Annotated in this window: 16 protein-coding genes and 1 riboswitch; of the genes, 4 read left to right on the top strand and 12 right to left on the bottom strand. The window is 46.7% G+C overall.

Translation table 11 applies throughout. The features are described 5' to 3' along the window. Window positions 1–155: 155 nt before the first annotated feature. The 10 genes from AC1DOV_RS03435 to AC1DOV_RS03390 form a co-directional block, all read right to left on the bottom strand. A complete protein-coding gene (locus tag AC1DOV_RS03435) occupies window positions 156–923 on the bottom strand; it encodes a DeoR/GlpR family DNA-binding transcription regulator (RefSeq protein ID WP_076271115.1) in 768 nt (255 codons plus the stop codon). Window positions 924–1024: 101 nt separating this feature from the next. Further along, complete coding sequence (locus AC1DOV_RS03430; RefSeq protein ID WP_477549172.1) at window positions 1025–2053, bottom strand: 5-oxoprolinase subunit C family protein; 1029 nt, start codon at window positions 2051–2053, stop codon at window positions 1025–1027. Then, a complete protein-coding gene (gene pxpB, locus AC1DOV_RS03425) occupies window positions 2050–2811 on the bottom strand; it encodes a 5-oxoprolinase subunit PxpB (RefSeq protein ID WP_477549171.1) in 762 nt (253 codons plus the stop codon). Before pxpB ends, AC1DOV_RS03430 begins: the two co-directional genes overlap by 4 nt. Beyond that, the gene (locus AC1DOV_RS03420) at window positions 2808–3569 is read right to left on the bottom strand and encodes a 5-oxoprolinase subunit PxpA (protein WP_477549170.1); all 762 of its coding nucleotides are present in this window, start codon (window positions 3567–3569) and stop codon (window positions 2808–2810) included. The genes pxpB and AC1DOV_RS03420 overlap by 4 nt, the downstream gene beginning before the upstream one ends. Before the next feature lie 170 nt (window positions 3570–3739). Next, the gene (locus AC1DOV_RS03415) at window positions 3740–5125 is read right to left on the bottom strand and encodes an NCS2 family permease (protein ID WP_441885182.1); all 1386 of its coding nucleotides are present in this window, start codon (window positions 5123–5125) and stop codon (window positions 3740–3742) included. Window positions 5126–5247: 122 nt separating this feature from the next. Beyond that, window positions 5248–5348, bottom strand: a riboswitch (purine riboswitch). 109 nt (window positions 5349–5457) lie between these two features. Then, window positions 5458–7512, bottom strand: a complete 2055-nt coding sequence (locus tag AC1DOV_RS03410; RefSeq protein WP_477549169.1) for an iron ABC transporter permease — start codon at window positions 7510–7512, stop codon at window positions 5458–5460. 8 nt (window positions 7513–7520) lie between these two features. Beyond that, window positions 7521–8543, bottom strand: a complete 1023-nt coding sequence (locus AC1DOV_RS03405; protein WP_441885179.1) for an ABC transporter substrate-binding protein — start codon at window positions 8541–8543, stop codon at window positions 7521–7523. A gap of 244 nt (window positions 8544–8787) precedes the next feature. Then, window positions 8788–10095 (bottom strand): 6-phospho-beta-glucosidase, encoded by a 1308-nt coding sequence (locus AC1DOV_RS03400; RefSeq protein ID WP_441885178.1) that lies wholly within the window; start codon window positions 10093–10095, stop codon window positions 8788–8790. A 34-nt stretch (window positions 10096–10129) separates the two neighbouring features. Beyond that, window positions 10130–11101: an N-acetylglucosamine kinase gene (locus tag AC1DOV_RS03395; protein WP_441885176.1), complete on the bottom strand. Its 972-nt coding sequence runs from the start codon at window positions 11099–11101 to the stop codon at window positions 10130–10132. Between the two features lie 91 nt (window positions 11102–11192). Further along, window positions 11193–12044 (bottom strand): AraC family transcriptional regulator, encoded by an 852-nt coding sequence (locus tag AC1DOV_RS03390; protein ID WP_076271121.1) that lies wholly within the window; start codon window positions 12042–12044, stop codon window positions 11193–11195. 218 nt (window positions 12045–12262) lie between these two features. On the opposite strand from AC1DOV_RS03390, the gene AC1DOV_RS03385 reads away from it, so the two are divergent. From AC1DOV_RS03385 to AC1DOV_RS03370, 4 genes are all read left to right on the top strand, one after another. Then, window positions 12263–12907: a TetR/AcrR family transcriptional regulator gene (locus tag AC1DOV_RS03385; RefSeq protein ID WP_441885174.1), complete on the top strand. Its 645-nt coding sequence runs from the start codon at window positions 12263–12265 to the stop codon at window positions 12905–12907. A gap of 80 nt (window positions 12908–12987) precedes the next feature. Next, a complete protein-coding gene (locus tag AC1DOV_RS03380; RefSeq protein ID WP_441885172.1) occupies window positions 12988–13584 on the top strand; it encodes a permease in 597 nt (198 codons plus the stop codon). A 189-nt stretch (window positions 13585–13773) separates the two neighbouring features. Continuing rightward, window positions 13774–14298 carry a PadR family transcriptional regulator gene (locus AC1DOV_RS03375; RefSeq protein ID WP_441885170.1) on the top strand — a complete coding sequence of 175 codons (525 nt, stop codon included), beginning with the start codon at window positions 13774–13776 and terminating at the stop codon, window positions 14296–14298. Next, window positions 14299–15051 (top strand): lysostaphin resistance A-like protein, encoded by a 753-nt coding sequence (locus AC1DOV_RS03370; protein ID WP_477549168.1) that lies wholly within the window; start codon window positions 14299–14301, stop codon window positions 15049–15051. It abuts the gene before it with no gap. 58 nt (window positions 15052–15109) lie between these two features. On the opposite strand, the gene AC1DOV_RS03365 is transcribed toward AC1DOV_RS03370, so the two are convergent. Continuing rightward, window positions 15110–15679 carry a hypothetical protein gene (locus AC1DOV_RS03365; protein WP_441885166.1) on the bottom strand — a complete coding sequence of 190 codons (570 nt, stop codon included), beginning with the start codon at window positions 15677–15679 and terminating at the stop codon, window positions 15110–15112. A 242-nt stretch (window positions 15680–15921) separates the two neighbouring features. Then, a complete protein-coding gene (guaA, locus tag AC1DOV_RS03360) occupies window positions 15922–17460 on the bottom strand; it encodes a glutamine-hydrolyzing GMP synthase (protein WP_441885164.1) in 1539 nt (512 codons plus the stop codon). Window positions 17461–17539: the final 79 nt, after the last annotated feature.

Raw genomic sequence — 17539 nt, 5'->3', positions numbered from 1 at the left:
TTCAACTATCAGTTCCACATATTCCAACACAATATCACACAAACACACACATTTACAATATCTTAATATTTACTTTTCATTAGAAAGCAAAAAAAGACCCTTGGTATATAACCAAGAGTCTTTAGGACAGTCAAAGTCCCCTTTATTATTCATCTCTACTCATAAACAATCTCAATGCCGCTCCGTTTATATTTATCGACTAGATCAAGGCTGATCTTCGAATCTGTAACGAAACGTTCTACATCCGCGCAACCGCACACCTTGAGCAGGGAGACTTGATCAAATTTGCTGCTGTCTGCAAGCGCGATCGTGCTTTTTGCGTTTGCTTGCATAATCTTCTTCACCTGTACTTCACCAATCGCGTTGTCGGTAATGCCTTCGTCCAATGTAACTCCGCTCATGCTCATAAAAAACAAGTCTGCATGAAAGCGGGAAGCGAATTCTTCAGCCAAGTCTCCGATAATGCTCTGTTCTGCTTGACGGATAATACCTCCGATCATGATCAGCGTAAAACCGGGGACATCGATTAATTCATTTACGATTGGCAAGGAATTCGTAATAATCGTCAATCGCTCGAACTTTGTCTTGAGCATCTTCGCAATCTGAGTATTGGTTGTGCTTACATCAAGTGCGATGGACATTCCTTCCGTTACATATCGAATGGCGAGCTGTGACAATTCCGTTTTCTCCGTCAAGTAAATCGATTCACGAATCGGCAGCGGGATTTCCCGGCTGTAATCCGGCTCTTTTAAAATCGCACCGCCATGAACCCTCTGCAATAAGCCTAGGTTCTCCAAATGCTCTAGATCGCGCCTTATCGTTTCAAAAGAAACGCCAAACGATTCCATAAGCTCCGACGCTCGAATCGATTTGTCGCTATTTATTTTTTGGATAATTAATTGATGCCGCTGCTGTGCGAACAATTGCTATCACTCCTCTATGCCGTGCCTTCCAGTAATTCCTGCTTCTTGATTAGTAGTCTACCATAAATCAAGGAAAGAGGCTCAGCCGCTAAGAGCAGTGTTCATCTTGTATCCCTTTCATTCGCGGCATTAAATTTTAATGCAATAGCTGCTTTCAGCATTCTCATGTCACGCTCGCTGTCCAAATAAAGCTGTTCCGCTTCTTGCTGCGTGATTCTCTCGAACCGAAAACGGTCGCCGGGCTTTAGCTGTGCAAAAACAGGAATATCGACCGTTGCGACTTGCGCAATACGTAGATAACCTCCCGTTGTCTGTCTGTCCGCCAGCAGCACGATCGGCTCTCCGCCAGCCGGCACTTGGACCGTTCCGTTTGCGACAGCCTCCGAAAGCAGCTCAAGCGGCTTCGCGAGCGTCAGCTTCTCTGTTCCTTCGAGCCGGTATCCCATTCGATCGGACTGTGCGGAAATCTGGAAGCTCTGGCTAAATAAGCTCGCCCGGCTTGTCTCTGTAAACAGCTCGTAATGCGTGCCCGTCATCGCGCGAATGATCGGGTCCGCTAGATTGTCCGCTATCGCAAAATGACTCGCATGCCAATGAGGCACAACGAAGCTGCCATTCCATCCCCGGCGCAAAGCATGATCCATTCGCTCTGACAGCAAGCTCGGCGCCTTAGCTGCCAGTACATCTCCTGACTTTAATGCCCTTCCGAAATAACCTCCGATTGCGCCGCGCAGATACGTACTTTTGCTTCCCATTACCTCCGGTACATCAAATCCGCCCGCAACTGCGAGATAGGAGCGGCAGCCCGATTGGCAAGCTCCGAATTTCACGCTCATTCCCGCGCGAACGAGTACTGGTCTCCATAAGGGCAGCGTCTCACCTCCAGCGGTAACAGACATACGCGCGCCGCAAATAGCGAGCAGCGTATCCTTCTCCATAAAGAGCTCCGTTCCGGTAAGCGTAATTTCCAGCACTGCCTCACTATCCTCGTTGCCGACTAACAGATTAGCCGCACGCGAAGCTCCCGTGTCCATAGCCCCGCCGGCGACTACGCCGTATTTTTGATACCCATGCCTTCCGAGATCTTGTACAGTAACGAGCAAGCCGGGACGAACAACTTTTATAGTCATAATTCACCTTCTAAATAAAGCTTGTACTGCCGCTCCGTTATCGGCTTAAACCTAATCAAGTCCCCCGGTCTAAGCAAGCTTGGAATTTCGTCCTGAGGACGAAATAGAGCAATCGGCGTTCTGCCGATCAGCTGCCAGCCGCCCGGCGTTGCAACCGAATATATGCCCGTTTGCTTGCCAGCTATGCCGACGCTGCCCTGAGGAATGATCGTCCGGGGCGTCTGATGTCTTGGTGCGGCAATCCGCTCAGACATTCCTCCCAAATAAGGAAAGCCTGGCGCAAAGCCGAGCATATGGACCAAGTAGCTGCCCCCAGCATGTATAGCGATCACTTCCTCCTCCGGAAGTCCGTTAAGCTCAGCAACTAGGCTAAGATCAGGACCGTACTCTCCGCCATAGCAAACCGGAATTTCAATCGTTCTATCCGCCTGATCGGAAGATTGCAGCTGCTCTAGAGATAGATACGTCTGCACTCTAGCGCATACCGTTTCAAAGATTGTAGCATGCTGAAGCTCGGCTGCAGTACGGCTTCTCTTCACCAGCAGCGGGTCATAATGGATCGCCACCGAGACGAAGGACGGCACGCATTCGATTAATCCGGTAAATGGTTTATCCTCTAAACGACGACTTAAACTCATGACAATTCGGTTCGTTTCTTCGTCAATGGAGCTGCCTAAACGAATAATAACGGCAGAGTCACCAAGCGGCAGCATTTCAATAGGAGCCTGAGGTTCCGTTGCAGCCTTCTCCATGCTCATACACCCGCCTTCTGAACAGATATGCTCGCTGCCCCTAATGCCGCCCGCAGTCTTATGACATGCTCTACTGCGCCTGGCGTATCCCCATGCACGCATACCGTATCCGCCTTCAAAATAACGCTATGATGCTGCCTTGTATTAACCTCGCCATCTCTGATCATCCTTATCGTTTGCTCTGCAGCGCGAACAGGATCAACAATAACAGCACCTTCCGTCCCTCTCGGCGTTAGTGAGCCGTCCGACTCGTAAGTTCGGTCTGCGAATACTTCATGGATTGTACGCAATCCTATTGCTTCGCCTGCGTGAATAAGCTCACTGCCCGCTAATCCGAACAGCATCAGACTCGGATTAACCTTATATATTGCCTCTGCTATCGCGTCAGCTAACGGTCTGCTCTTCGCAGCCATATTATACAAAGCGCCATGCGGTTTCACATGTGCGACGCTTCCACCTTCTGATTTAGCAAAAGCATACACCGCACCCAGCTGATAAACCGTCAGCTCATATGCCTCCTTCGGCGTTATGGCCATCATCCTTCGACCGAAGCCTGCCAAATCCGGCAGCCCCGGATGCGCTCCAATGGCTACATCATTCTCTAACGCCAGCTTAACCGTGCGCCGTATTGTCGCTGCATCTCCAGCGTGAAAACCGCAAGCAATATTCGCTGAAGTAATATATTTCATCAGCTCGTTATCGAGGCCAGCTGTGTAAACCCCAAAACCTTCTCCCATATCGCAGTTTAAATCCACGCGAAACATATGCTCTCCCCCGTCTGCTCGCCTGCCAAAGCCAGCTCTATTTCCAAAATTATATCAAATTTCAGCGCGAAAATAAGCAGCCCTATCCTCTGCGTCTCTCCACCATAAGGCTAAACTACAAAAAAAAAGAAGCAGCGCCGGTCCAGCGCTGCTTCTTCCATATTTTTTGTTTATTCCCCGCCCATAAATACGTAACGGCCAATGATGAGCACCGCTAGAATCCACATGAGCCAGTGAACCTTGTATTTGCCTTTGCCTGTTACATTAGCAACCGTTGCAAGCAATACGTACGATACGATACCGAACGAAATACCGTTTGCAATGTTGTAAGTAAGCGGCATAAGTGCAAGTGTCAAGAAGGATGGAATCGCATAAACCATATCTGAAAAATCGATATCTTTTACCGATTGCATCATCAGCACGCCTACGATAATGAGTGCAGCAGCTGTAGCCGCACCTGGAACAAGCGCAACGATTGGAGACAAGAAGATAGCAAGCAGGAAGCAAACGCCTGTCGTTACTGCCGTTAGGCCCGTACGTCCGCCTTGCGCAATACCTGCAGAGCTTTCTACGAATGCGGTAACTGTACTTGTACCAAGCACCGCGCCGCCGCTGACGCCGATCGCATCAACGAACATCGCTTTACCTACACGTTTTTTGCCCTTTTCAGCGTCCTTCATGTAGCCTGCACGGTTTGCTGTACCAACAAGCGTACCGAACGTATCGAACATTTCGACGAAAGTAAATGTAAGGATAACCGTTACCAGTCCGACTTCAAATACGCCTGCAAAGTCAAAATGCCAGAAGTTCATTTTGGAGAAATCAGGCACCCATGTTTGACCAGTGAATGCTGCTTTCACATCAACATGGCCCATTAGAATAGCAATAACAGTCGTACCAAGAATACCGAACAAAAGCGCTCCCGGTACACGCAGTACCATCAGCACGCCAATAAGAAGCAATGCGATCACGGTAAGTACAACCGTTTCATTATGGAAGCTTCCCAGTTGAATAACGGTTTCGGAGCCGCTCACTGGTGTGAATTTACCTGCTTCAATGTCTGTGAAGCTTGATACTGCGATTGTCATAATACCGCTGTTTTTCAAGCCGATAATGGTGATGAACAAGCCAATACCGACTGTGATCGCATGCTTCAAGCTGTCTGGAACAGCTGTGATAAGCATTTGGCGAATTTGGGTAAGCGTCAATATGATAAAGATAATACCTGAAATAAATACCGCGGTTAGTCCCATTGCTGGTGAGATCGGTGCGTCCGTTGACGCCGATGCGATAACGACCGATGCAAAATACGCGTTAAGACCCATACCTGGTGCTAGCGCAACTGGGAAGTTAACGAACAAGCCCATTGCGATGGTGAAGATACCTGCTGCTAATGCCGTTGCAAGAAACACGGCAGTCCAATCCAAGCCAGCTGGCGTTAGTATGATTGGATTGACGGCTAATATGTAAGCCATCGTCATGAAAGTCGTCAGCCCCGCCATAATCTCTGTTCTGACATTTGTTCCGTGTTCCTTTAAGCGAAAGAAACGTTCCATTTTGATTACAAACCTCCCAAAAATGTGGTGGAACAAACAAAGAAGCCTAGTAAAAATGCAATAGATCGCATTTCTCCCAGGCTCTGCAAAAAGGGGAAAAAGATACCCGCTGGACCGCTGCGAGCTTTTTCCGCCAATTTCGTAGCCTGATCATTTACGGTGACCGAGTAGAGACTCTCAAGCCGATTCTTGAGATTATACGAAAAGATATGCTGTTGTTGTTTTCCGTTTTCAATTTTAAAGAGAAGTTGCCCATTTTGTCAACAACTTTTACGAACGTTATTGGCAATACATACGTACAACATTCGTTTTTAGCAAACATTTCTAACATTCTACCTTTTTTTGACGAGTGAACGGTACATAAGAAACAGGAAGTATGGAGCTCCAATCAGCATAATGATGAGCCCGGAAGGAATCTCCTTCGGAGCCATCACCGTTCTTCCGATCGTATCCGCAATTACGAGCAGCAAGGCGCCGAGCAGACCTGACAGAATGATCGAGCGCCTTGTGTGATGTCCGACCATCATCCTTACCGCATGCGGCGCCATCAATCCAAGGAAACCAATCGTTCCTACGCTCGCCACCGCTCCCGCAGCAAGCAGCACGCCAATGATCATAGCCCAAAGCCGTGTACCTTTGACCGGTAAGCCGAGACCTGTCGAGCTTTCATCTCCGAAGGCGAGCAGATCAAATTTCCTGCTCAAATAATAGGCCGCCGGTACAAGAATAAGCAGAAAAATAAAAATACTGTTAAAATGGCTCCAGCTTCGGCCATACGTCGTTCCCGTTAGCCAAACAAATGCCGTGCTGCTCCATAGGCTTGCCTTCACGATCATCGCCTGAATACCAGCAGCTCCGATGGCGGACACCGCGATGCCAAGCAGGATCAGAACCGATGGGTTAAGCGATTTGCGCCAAGCTAAGAAAAATACAACAGCGGCAGCTATTGCCCCGCCAGTAATAGCGGCAATTGGCAGCGCGAATATAGGCAGCGTTGGCCATGCAACGAGCACGACCAAAGCGCCAAATCCCGCACCCGAGGTGACGCCGATAATAGAAGCATCTGCGAGCGGATTGCGAACAGCGCTTTGAATGAGCACACCACTGATTGCGAGCGCGATGCCTCCCCCTGCTGCAACGAGGGTGCGCGGAAGCCTTAGATTCAGCAGCACAGAGTAGGAATCGTCACCTGCTCCGAATAGGCTTCTAAGCAATTCCATGATCGGAATTTTTGTACCGCCGAGCGACAAGCTAACGAGAACGACCGCAGCCAGCAATACGGTCATGGCTAAGGCAGTCGGTGCAAAACGCAAGCGGAATGGAGCACCTCCAATGCTCATCGACGACTGTCCTGAGCCCGAACCGGAAATGTTTTTCATCTTGGTAAGCACCAGCCAAATGAGCCAAGGCGCCCCGATAATCGCCATGACGGCGCCTACCGGCATTTCACCGAGACTGCTTCGTACCATGCGGGCAAGCACATCCGCTGCCGTTATGAGCAGCGCTCCCCAAAGCGCGCTCGCAGGAATGAGCAAACGATGATTTCGTATGCCGGAGAGCCTAACCAAATGCGGAGCTACAAGACCAACGAACCCGATCGGCCCTACGACGCTGACCACGATAGCTGCCATAAGCACAGAGAGCGCCAGCCCTCCCGCCCGGGTTAAGCCTACGCGCTGCCCTAATGAACGAGCAGTCGATTCATCCAGCTCGAGCGCATCGAACTTGCGTCCGGCAAGTATCGCAATGACGAGCAATGCCGCCACAAGCGGCCAAGCATACTTCACGCCGCTCCAATCAAGCTGAATTAATGTGCCTCCACCCCAAAGAAACAACGATTGCGTTTCCGTCGCTTTAAAAATATGAATTGCCGACGTAAACGCACCGAGCACCATCGAGACGATCATCCCCGAAAGCGCTAGCCGAACCGGCGTTGCCGCTCGCCCGCCGCCAAGAAAATAAGCAGCCAATGCCGCAAGGAAACCTCCCACTGCCGCCAGCAGGAAAGGTGCCTCATGCTGCAGCGCAGGAAAAGCGACCATGCCGAGCACAACCATAAAATAGGCTCCAGCATTAATGCCCAGTGTATCGGAGGCCGCAAGCGGGTTTTTCGTTATCGTTTGCAATAACGCTCCTGCCGCCGCTAACGCAGCTCCCGCTATAATGCCGATAACGGTCCGCGGCATTCTAATATCCCAAAGCAAATTATGCTCCATCACATCCTGCCGATGAAGCAAGCCGTCAAATACGAATGCTGCTGGAATTTTGGCTTCCCCGAAGCAAAGACTCAGTATGAACAGAAAGAAAAGGGCGGCAAGGCCGCCCCCAAATATACCAATCATTCGCCAAATCATACCCAATGAGGCTTCTTTATTTTGCTTCTTCATGAGCTCGCTCATTTCGTTAATGTATTTACGACTTGGTCTACGATGACTTTGGAGGAGATCGGACCGCCGAACACCCATGTCGTGCTGTCGAGAGCAAACGTACGTTTTTCTTTCACGAAATTAAGACCGTTCCATACCGAATTGTCTTTCAGTGTGCCTGAAAAAATGTCGTCATCCTTTTGAACGATATAGATCAGGTTCGTATCTTGAATAGCCGGCAGTGCTTCTACCGTCGAAGTAGTAAAGCCATACATTTCGAACTGCTCCGGTTTCCAATCGTTTTTGAGACCAATACGATCCAGCGTTTGAACCGCTAGCGAATTATCCATGAATAGACGCATCGTTGCAGCATTCTGATAGCTGAATGCTTGCGTCAGCACATAGTTCAAGCCTTCTTTGCCTGCTGCAGCAAGCTTCGTTTTTGCATCCGCATAATGCTGATCTAGATCGGCAAGTACTTTGTCGCCTTCTGGTGTTTTGCCGACTGCTGCCGCAATAGATTTGAATATATCGATCATTTGCGTGTATTGGTCGCCTTGGCCTTCAACTGGATAAAGGCTGAATAGAAGCGTTGGCGCAATGCCTTTCAGCTGATCGTAGATCGCTTCGTGGCTGTCCGTAATGCCAATAATGAGGTCAGGCTTCAAGGCTGCGATCGTCTCTAGGTTCGGCTCGTGGCGGAAACCAACGTCCGTCACGCCTGCGTCAAGCGGCGCCTCTCCTGTTACCCATTGCTTATAACCCTCGTTGTCCGCGCTGCCTACCGGCTGCATTCCAAGGGCAACCATGTCCTCTGTAAACGTCCACTCCAGCACAACAACCTTTTGAGCCGGCTTCTCAAGGGTAACCTCACCTTTCGCATCCTTCACAACAATCGGACCATCCGCTTTCGCGCCAGCGTCGTTCGTAGCAGGAGCGTTAGTGCTTGCCTTGTTTTCTGCCTTGTTGTTCGCCGCATTATTCGCACCGCAGCCTGCAGCCACCACCATTACGACGATGACCATAATCAAACTCATTAATCGTTTGTTCATTTTTTTTACCCCCTATTTGTTTAAACCCTGCTTCATTCGCTGGGTTGATAACTAATCCCATTTTAGTGATAATGATTATCATGTTCAAATACCTTTGTTATCATATAATCGATAGCACTAGATGTCAATGTAAATATTTTGTATTTACAGCTAATTCCCGATGCAAAGTCTATAGTTAAAAGCAAGCCGAAAAAGGGCGGGAGCTATGCTCCTGCCCTTCCTGCCAACTGCTTTGCAGCCTAGTTTATTCTTTGAAAAAATTCGGCAAATACTTTTTGTTCGCCTCAAGCATTTCTTCAAGCAACGCCTTAGCCACCGCTACGCTTGGAACAAGCGGGTGATGAACGAGCGCTTGCAGCGCGATCCCTTTATCTCCGCTGATTGCAGCTTCAATAGTTAGCGATTCATATGTTTTTACAGCATGCATTAGACCTTTAATTTGCTCTGGAACACGCTGCAAAGGCAGTGGAATCGGGCCTTGAGCCGTAACGACACAGTTAACCTCGATGCTTGCATCTTCAGGCAGAAAATCAATAATGTTGCCGTTTCTAACGTTCAACGTCTGAATATCACGTTTGTCGGTATATAGAGCATGCATCAAGTTAACAGCTGCCTCAGAGTAATAAGCACCGCCGCGCTGCTCAAGCTGCTTTGGCTTCTCCGTCAAATTAACATCCTTGTAAAGCTCAAACAATTCTGTTTCGACCCGGCTTACAACTTCTGCGCGCGTGCCGTTTTTCTCTAGCGAGTCTTTCATATCCGCGAGCATCGAATCCGTCATATAGAAATAACGGAGGTAATACGTTGGTATCGCGCCTAATGAGCGAAGGAAATCTGCATCCCAGTCAAACGCAGTTACGTTTGTAGCGGAATAGTCGCGACCGGCTCCGATCATTTCGTCCAATTTGTCCTCACCGTTTACATAAGCGGCTGTAACCCAGTGCAGATGATTGATCCCTACGAATTCAGGCAATACTTCACTCTCGCTAACGCCATACTCTTTAGCCAGAAACTTTTGAAAGTTAATTGGTGAATTGCATAGACCCACTGTTTTTACTTTGCTGTATTTTTGAACCGCTTCGGTTACAATACCCGCTGGATTCGTGAAATTAAGCATCCAAGCATTCGGCGCAAGCTCTTCAATATCCTTACAAATATCCAGAATGACAGGTACAGTACGAAGCGCTTTAAACATGCCGCCTGGTCCAGTCGTCTCTTGTCCAATTACACCATGTGAAATAGGAATATGCTCATCACGGCGTCTTGCTTCCAGCAAACCTACCCGCATTTGTGTCGTAACGAAATCTGCACCAGCGATCGCTTCACGACGGTCAAGTGTTAGTTTCACTTCGATTGGCAGGCCAGCTTTCTCTACCATCCGCTTCGCAAGCTCGCCAACGATTGCCAGCTTATGACGACCTTCTTCGATATCAACAAGCCAAAGCTCACGAATCGGCATTTCATCATATTTTTTAATAAAGCCTTCTACGATTTCTGGCGTATACGAGGAACCGCCGCCAATGACGGCGACCTTTAGTGGTTTTTTGGACATGTGAATGAGCCTCCCTTAAATGTTTAAACTATTTTTAAAATGTAATTTTTCTAAGTGCTGCATCTACCGCTTCATCAATCACAATGCCGCTGCTATCCATCGCACTCATTACTGCTCCAATAACCGGATCGACCGTCAATCTGACTGTCTGCGCTTGCGGCGAAACCGCTACAACAGCTTCACTGATTGCATCGACCATATGTGTAGAGCCGCCTCGCGACATTACGCTGCCAGCAAGGACAACATCGAATTTTTCTTTTTCCATGCCTAGCCGCTTAATCAACGCATTTACAGAGTTTGCATGCTCACGTCCAGCTTCCTCCAAAAGACGGATGGCTACAGCATCCCCGAGAGCAGCGGCCTCAAACATCACTTTAGCAAGCTCATGTGACGGACGTTTGCCGTTGTCCAGCGCATCATCGTACATCTCTTGAATCGTATGATAGCCAAGCCGCTGGGGAACCATTTCACTAAGAAGTGTCGCTTGCTCTCTGCCTTCCCAAGCACGAATCGCACTGCGAAAAGCGTGAATGGCCAGATCCGTGCCCGAACCATGTCCGTCCCCGAATAAATAACCAAAGCCGCCATACTGCAGTTCTTCCCCTTGAGGGTTGCGAGCAGCAGCGTTAAGGCCAGTTCCGCTAAGAATGACCGCTCCGTAAGATCGGTTCGTCCCCGCACGCATACCAATCATGGTGTCGCATGCAATCGCATGATTTTTATAGTCAAGTGAAGCAATCATCGGTCTTAAAATTGCATAGTCAGGCTCACGATCTGCTCCTGCAAGTCCGAAGTAGGCAAATGTCACCTGATCCTTCGTCACGCCAGCATCCTGAAGCGCTTGCTGACAAGCATGATCTATGCTGTTTTTTGCTGCTTCAAAAGCGGTTTGATGATTTCCATTTCCGCCAAGGCCTCTGCCAAGTACACGTCCTGTCTCATCTACGAGCAGAGCATGTGTCTTGCTGCCTCCTGCATCTATACCAAGGAAAATAATATCGCTCACACTCCTTATTTGTACTTTCTTCTATTTTAAAATAAAAAACATCGTTCTTCTAATGAAAAAGAACGATGTTATAATACTATCTTACTGTCTTTTAGGATCGCAGCTCGGATGGGAGCTTCCCTACGTGCTGCTTGAACAGCCGATTGAAATTAGATAAATTGCGAAATCCGCATTCAGCTGCCACTTCAATAATCTTTTTGTCTGTGGATTCAAGAAGATAAGCCGCCTGTGACAGCCGCATCTGTATCAAATAATCCATGGGCGAGGTCCCAACAACCTGCACAAACAACGTGCTGAACCGAGAGGGACTTAAGTGCGCGGCCTCTGCGAGCTCGCCAAGCGTCCATGGGTATGATATATCAGCCTCGATGTCATTCAGCACGCCTCGAATCGTTTCCATACCACGCACATGCTGCGCTCCCGTTTCATTATTTTTTGCAAAATAGCGATTGACGAATGCAAGCAATTGAATAAGCTTCGCCCGCACCACCACTTCAAAATGCGGCTCCTTCAGCTCAAACTCAGCAGACATGTCTTTAATAATGCCGCCAAGCTCTCCCAGCTTCGGATGCTCTCGATCAAGCACATTATCAAATCTTAACCCAATATCCCGAAATGGAATAAGCAGCTCCGCATCGTAGCGCTGCTCTAAAGCAAGGTAAGACGAATCAAACATAATAATGCTCATGACCAGCTCCTCTGACTCAAACGCACGGTGCAAATCATTGGAATGAATAAGTACGATGTCTCCTTGCTGGAAGTCATAACGGCTCCCGTTGATCAGATAGTAGCCGCTCCCCTTCTGTATGTAGTTAATTTCGAGCGCTTTATGCCAATGCAGTCTTTGAAAGGTCGGGGAAACCCCTACAGATTGCGAAATCGTAATGGGAAAAGCCAGCGGCAGCTCAATCCGATCTTCGCTGATTGAAGGATATAGGTTCATTTGATTTATTCTCCTTAAAGTTTTGCGAATGCAAAACTACTTCGTAAGCATGGGCTTAGGTTCGCGAATGCAAATCTACTCCGTAAAACGAGGTTGGATTTACTATTGTTCTCATCAAAGATTATAGCAGAAATCAGCGTCTTGACGACATCTGTAAGCATTTGGTATTATGTAACCATCGGTTAGTAACCAGTGGTTACTAAAATGAAAAGGAGTGAATGATCATCGCTACTAAAAAAGAATTACGCGCAGAGGAAACAAAACGCGCCATCATCGCCGCAGCTGAGAAGCTGTTCGGAGAACGCGGATACGATTCCGTTTCAATAAGAGAAATTGCAAAGGAAGCCGGCTGCTCTCATACTACGATCTATATTTATTTTCAAGATAAAGAAGCATTGCTTCATGCCTTATCTATGCAGCCCTTACAGCTGTTGAAGGGTGAATTGGACACACTTGCAAAAGACGCCTTCCTATCCGCTGACGAGAAGCTTAAGCGAATGAATGATTTGTTTATTCGGTTCTGCTTAAACAACAGAAGCATGTACGCTATATTTTTTGAAGTTAAATCCTCCCGTGTCGATGAACTGGAGCCTGAGCTAGAAATCAATCGTGTGCGCAATCAGATGTTCAACGTTATCGTCCAGCTTTTGAAAACAAATCTTAATTTGCCTGAAGGCGAGCAGCTCCTAAGCTGTTCACGCATTTATTTCTATATGCTGCGCGGGATTGTTGGCACCTATACGCATTCGGAAGAGAGTGTGGACGCCATTTTCAGCCGACTCTCCACTACCTTTGATCATGCCTTTGAAGCACTCCTTATTGGATTCGACAAGCAGATAAACGAAAGAAGGATTGATACATGACTTTTTTATTGTTTCTCTTTCTATTTATCGTCGTATGCGGCTGGCTTGATGCACGAATTGAACGAAAGGTGGCGAAGTAAATGCTGGCTGGACATTTTGGACTTGCGGCCATTGTAAAAGCGATGGAGCCCAAGGTACCTTTGTGGGTTTTGATGGCAAGCACGCAGCTTCTCGATATCGCGTTTATCCCGCTTCTGCTCACTGGGGCAGAATCTATTGATAAAATAGGCGACGGAGGTTATGGTGAAGCTGTTATCCATGCTGACTATACACATTCTCTGGCTGGAGCTTTGCTAATAGCGATTGTTGCTGCTTTAATTTCATATCGGATATGGAATAAGCGAAGTGCAGCCATCATTGGCTCACTGGTCTTCAGCCATTGGTTGATTGACCTGCTCGTACATCGCAGCGACATGCCGCTCTTGCCGGGAAATTTCGGCGATTTTCCTCTACTTGGCTTCGGACTGTGGAAACTGCCGGCAATTAGCGCCATATTAGAGCTGTCCCTAGTACTATCGGGTGCCTGCCTATATATTTGGTCCATTAAGAAACGAACGGCAAAACAAAACCATGCTGACTCCTCTGCCCCTGTACCATCGAAACGAACCTATGGTGCAGGCTGGATCATGGCGGTATTCCTAATCCTGACATTTGCAGCCGATTATTTCTCACTCTAAGACACAGCTCATACAAAGCCCAAAACCTTCGCGAATCAGCCAGCAGGCTGATACGAGAGTTTTGGGCTTTTTTCGTTATTTAAAATAGCGTTCATTTACACGATTATTTTTATTGACAAAGTATTCCATTCGAGATACATTACATATATCAAATAGATATATCAAATTGATACATTAAGGAGAACGACAATGATTGAGCTAGTTACTTTAGGAATGCTGATGCAAGGGAAAATGAGCGGATATGATATTAAAAAAATAACAGAGCAATCGATCGGAATCTTTTACAAAATGAGCTATGGAAGCCTATACCCCGGACTTAAGCGTCTAGTGGAAAGTGCATACGTGATGGAAGAAGAAACAAATGACAGCAAAAACAAAAAGATGTACAGCATCACAAGCGAAGGGCAGAAGCATTTTATGCAGTGGCTAAGAGAACCCCTTCAATCGAACAAACGCGAGTATCTCATTAAAATCTTCTTTTACGATTACCTTGATGAGCCTACGAAAAAACAAAACTTAATGGCGTATCAACAAAACATCGCGCGCAACATTGCTCAAATGGAGGCTGTTCAGTCCATCGTGTCCAAGGAGCTGGAGCAGCTCGAAGATAAAAACGCTTATTATTACCGAGTATCTGTCATGCATTACGGCTTGCATTTTTTTAAGATGGAAAATGAATTTTTAAAAAAAATAATCGAAAAAGAGGAATTCTAAATGATTACAACGGTCAGCTTTACAGTAAAAAGGCCTATTGTTGCGCTTATTCTAATCGAGCTTATGCTGATGATTTTTGTAGCCGGCGGCAGCGCCTATGTATCGATTGCTGAACTTACGCATCCACTCGCTCCATTTCTAGGCTTTATTCCGATAGCATTATTTCTAGTGATCTATATGACGTTAAAAAAACGGTGGAGCACCTTTTATTTCAGCGGTGTTTCCAAGCTTACAAAGCAGCAATGGCTTGAATATCTTCCTCTGCTGCTCGTCTTAATCGTCTTATTGATCGCCAACAAAGGCTTTCAACCCGCTTCCTTCTCGTTTTTCGCTTATATGCTGCTGTCGCAGCTGTTCTTAGTCGGATTTGTAGAGGAAACATTGTTCCGGGGAATGATGCTGCGGATTCTAATGCCAAAAGGAAAAATGACAGCTGTCATCGTCTCCAGTGCGTTGTTTGGTGTCACACACGCTTTGCAGGCGCTTGGCGGCCAATCGATAGAGGATACTCTTTTGCAAATTGGATATGCGTTTATAGTGGGCTTTGTATTGGCGATGCTGGTCGTTCGGAACCGCGCCATTCTGCTCTCAATCCTCTTCCACGGCTTGCACAACTTTCTAAACTTCACAGGCAATGATCCAGACACACATCTATACGACTATCTCGTCATCGCTATTCTTGCCGTTCAATTAATTTGGCTGCTTTCTTCCTCCAAAAAAAATTCGATTAACACAAACACCATTTACACCTAATATGAAGCGCTACGTGAAGAAGAAAAGCACCAACCAACCGAATGATGGTGCTTGAACTTCATTTTATTGAATTAGCAATGTCCACTAAAACATCAGCTGTTACCTTATCCTCTACACGCTTATCAATCGACAATATATATTGCCAACCATTTTTTTCAAAACGCAATACATCAAACGCAGGAGGTCTATCACCTAATGTTGGTGTCGTACCGTAAACAGCTTTCTCTCCATTCTCTAACTCATATATGCGGATAACATTGCTTTTGCGTGGAAATCCTTTTCGGTGTCCCGAAGGATTCACCCATACCATGTAATGATTATTTGAACCTTGAAGCTCATTAAGGTACTCGATTTCAAAATAGTCGTTTACACCACCAAGTTGATTACATCTTGCCAAATGGTGAGTAAACGGAATCGGCGGCAACTTAAAAGGCAATTTAATCTTTTTTCTGAAGTGAAGATTACATTCACTTAATGCATCTTCAACTGTTTTATAGCCACCATATTCAAAATACATCTTTTCAAAAGGCACACGCTCGTCACTTGATGGCTTTTCGTTATAGGCATATGTAGTTGAGCCAATCATGAAAGTGAAAACAAATATAAACAAGCTAATCCTCTTTATCATCGTATACCACCTTGTAATCTTTTTATCATGTAGCCTTCCCCAAGATCACAATGTCTAACTACTCGTTTCTACAACAACATCTATGCGTGGGCTTCCTAGACGCACTCATTAGCATGAAAAAAGCACCAACTAAGTACATTTCAAATTAGTTCTTTGATTTTGATCAAACGAAAAAAACTCCCTTCTATTTGCTGAATAACACAAATAAAAGAGAGTTTTTTTTGTAATCAATTAATTCCAATCTATTCCCACTCAATAGTTGCAGGTGGTTTCGAAGTTACGTCGTAGACGATACGGTTAACGTTGTCTACTTCATTAACGATACGTACGGAGATTTTCTCAAGCACATCCCAAGGGATACGTGCCCAGTCTGCTGTCATTCCGTCGATTGAAGTTACAGCGCGGATACCAACTGTGTACGAATACGTACGAGCATCGCCCATAACGCCTACGCTCTTCATGTTTGGAAGCGCAGTGAAGTACTGCCAAATTTCACGGTCAAGACCGGCTTTTGCAATTTCATCACGAAGAATCGCATCCGACTCACGAACGATATGAAGCTTGTCCTCTGTTACTTCGCCTAGGACACGAATCGCAAGACCCGGACCTGGGAATGGCTGACGCCATACGATAGCTTCTGGAAGACCACATTCTTCGCCGACTTTACGAACCTCATCCTTGAATAGCGCTTTAAGAGGCTCGATAAGTTTAAACTTAATGTCCTCAGGCAAACCGCCGACATTGTGGTGAGATTTAATCGTTTGAGCTGTAGCTGTACCGCTCTCCACGATGTCTGTGTAAAGTGTACCTTGTGCCAAAAATTCAAAGTCATCCAGCTTGTCCGACTCTTCTTGGAACACATAAATAAATTCATTGCCGATAATTTTACGTTTTTGCTCTGGATCTTCTACGCCCTTCAGCTTGCCAAGGAAACGCTCTTGCGCGTCGATTTTGAGCACTTTCATATCGAATTTGCCTACGAATGTTTCCATAACGCCTTCAGCTTCACCTTTACGGAGCATGCCGTGGTCGATAAACATACAAGTAAGCTGATCGCCGATCGCTTTGTGAAGAAGTATAGCTACAACAGAAGAATCTACGCCGCCGGAAAGCGCGCATAGTACTTTTTTGTCGCCAACTTCATTACGAATATCACGAATAGCATCTTCAATGAACGATTCCATCGTCCATGTGCCATCACAATCACAAACATTGTAAAGAAAGTTGCGAATCATTTCATTACCGAATTCAGAGTGACGAACCTCTGGGTGGAATTGAACGGCAAAGAATCCGCGGTCTGGATTGCTCATCGCTGCAACAGGAGCATGATCCGTACTTGCATCTACTTTGAAGCCTTCAGGCAGCTCAACTACGTGGTCGCCGTGGCTCATCCAAACCGTTTGAACTTTATCTAAGCCAAAGCCGATTTGCGAACCTTCCACAAATTCCACTTCTGCTTTTCCGTATTCGCGTTTGCCAGCGCGCTCAACCTTACCATTAAGCTGATGCGACATCAGCTGCATACCGTAGCAAATACCGAAAATCGGAATGTTCAAATCATAAATCGCAGGGTCAACCATTGGTGAATTCTCTTCATAAACGCTTGCCGGTCCTCCCGAGAATACGATACCCTTCGGCTGTAGTTCACGGATCCGTTCTACCGACGTGTTATACGGCAATAGCTCGCTATATACGCCCAAATCACGAATACGGCGTGCAATAAGTTGGTTATATTGTCCTCCAAAATCGAGTACAACGATGATTTCATTTTGCTTAGTCATTACCGAGCCTCCCTCAAATTATGTAGTAATTATATATAAGGCTGTTTAAGCGAGTCAAGGCAAAGCGGAGTGACAATTC

Source organism: Paenibacillus sp. 01T47 (genome assembly GCF_056398245.1).
The sequence above is the reverse complement of the archived record's forward strand: the minus strand, read 5'-3'. Positions and strand labels throughout refer to the sequence as shown.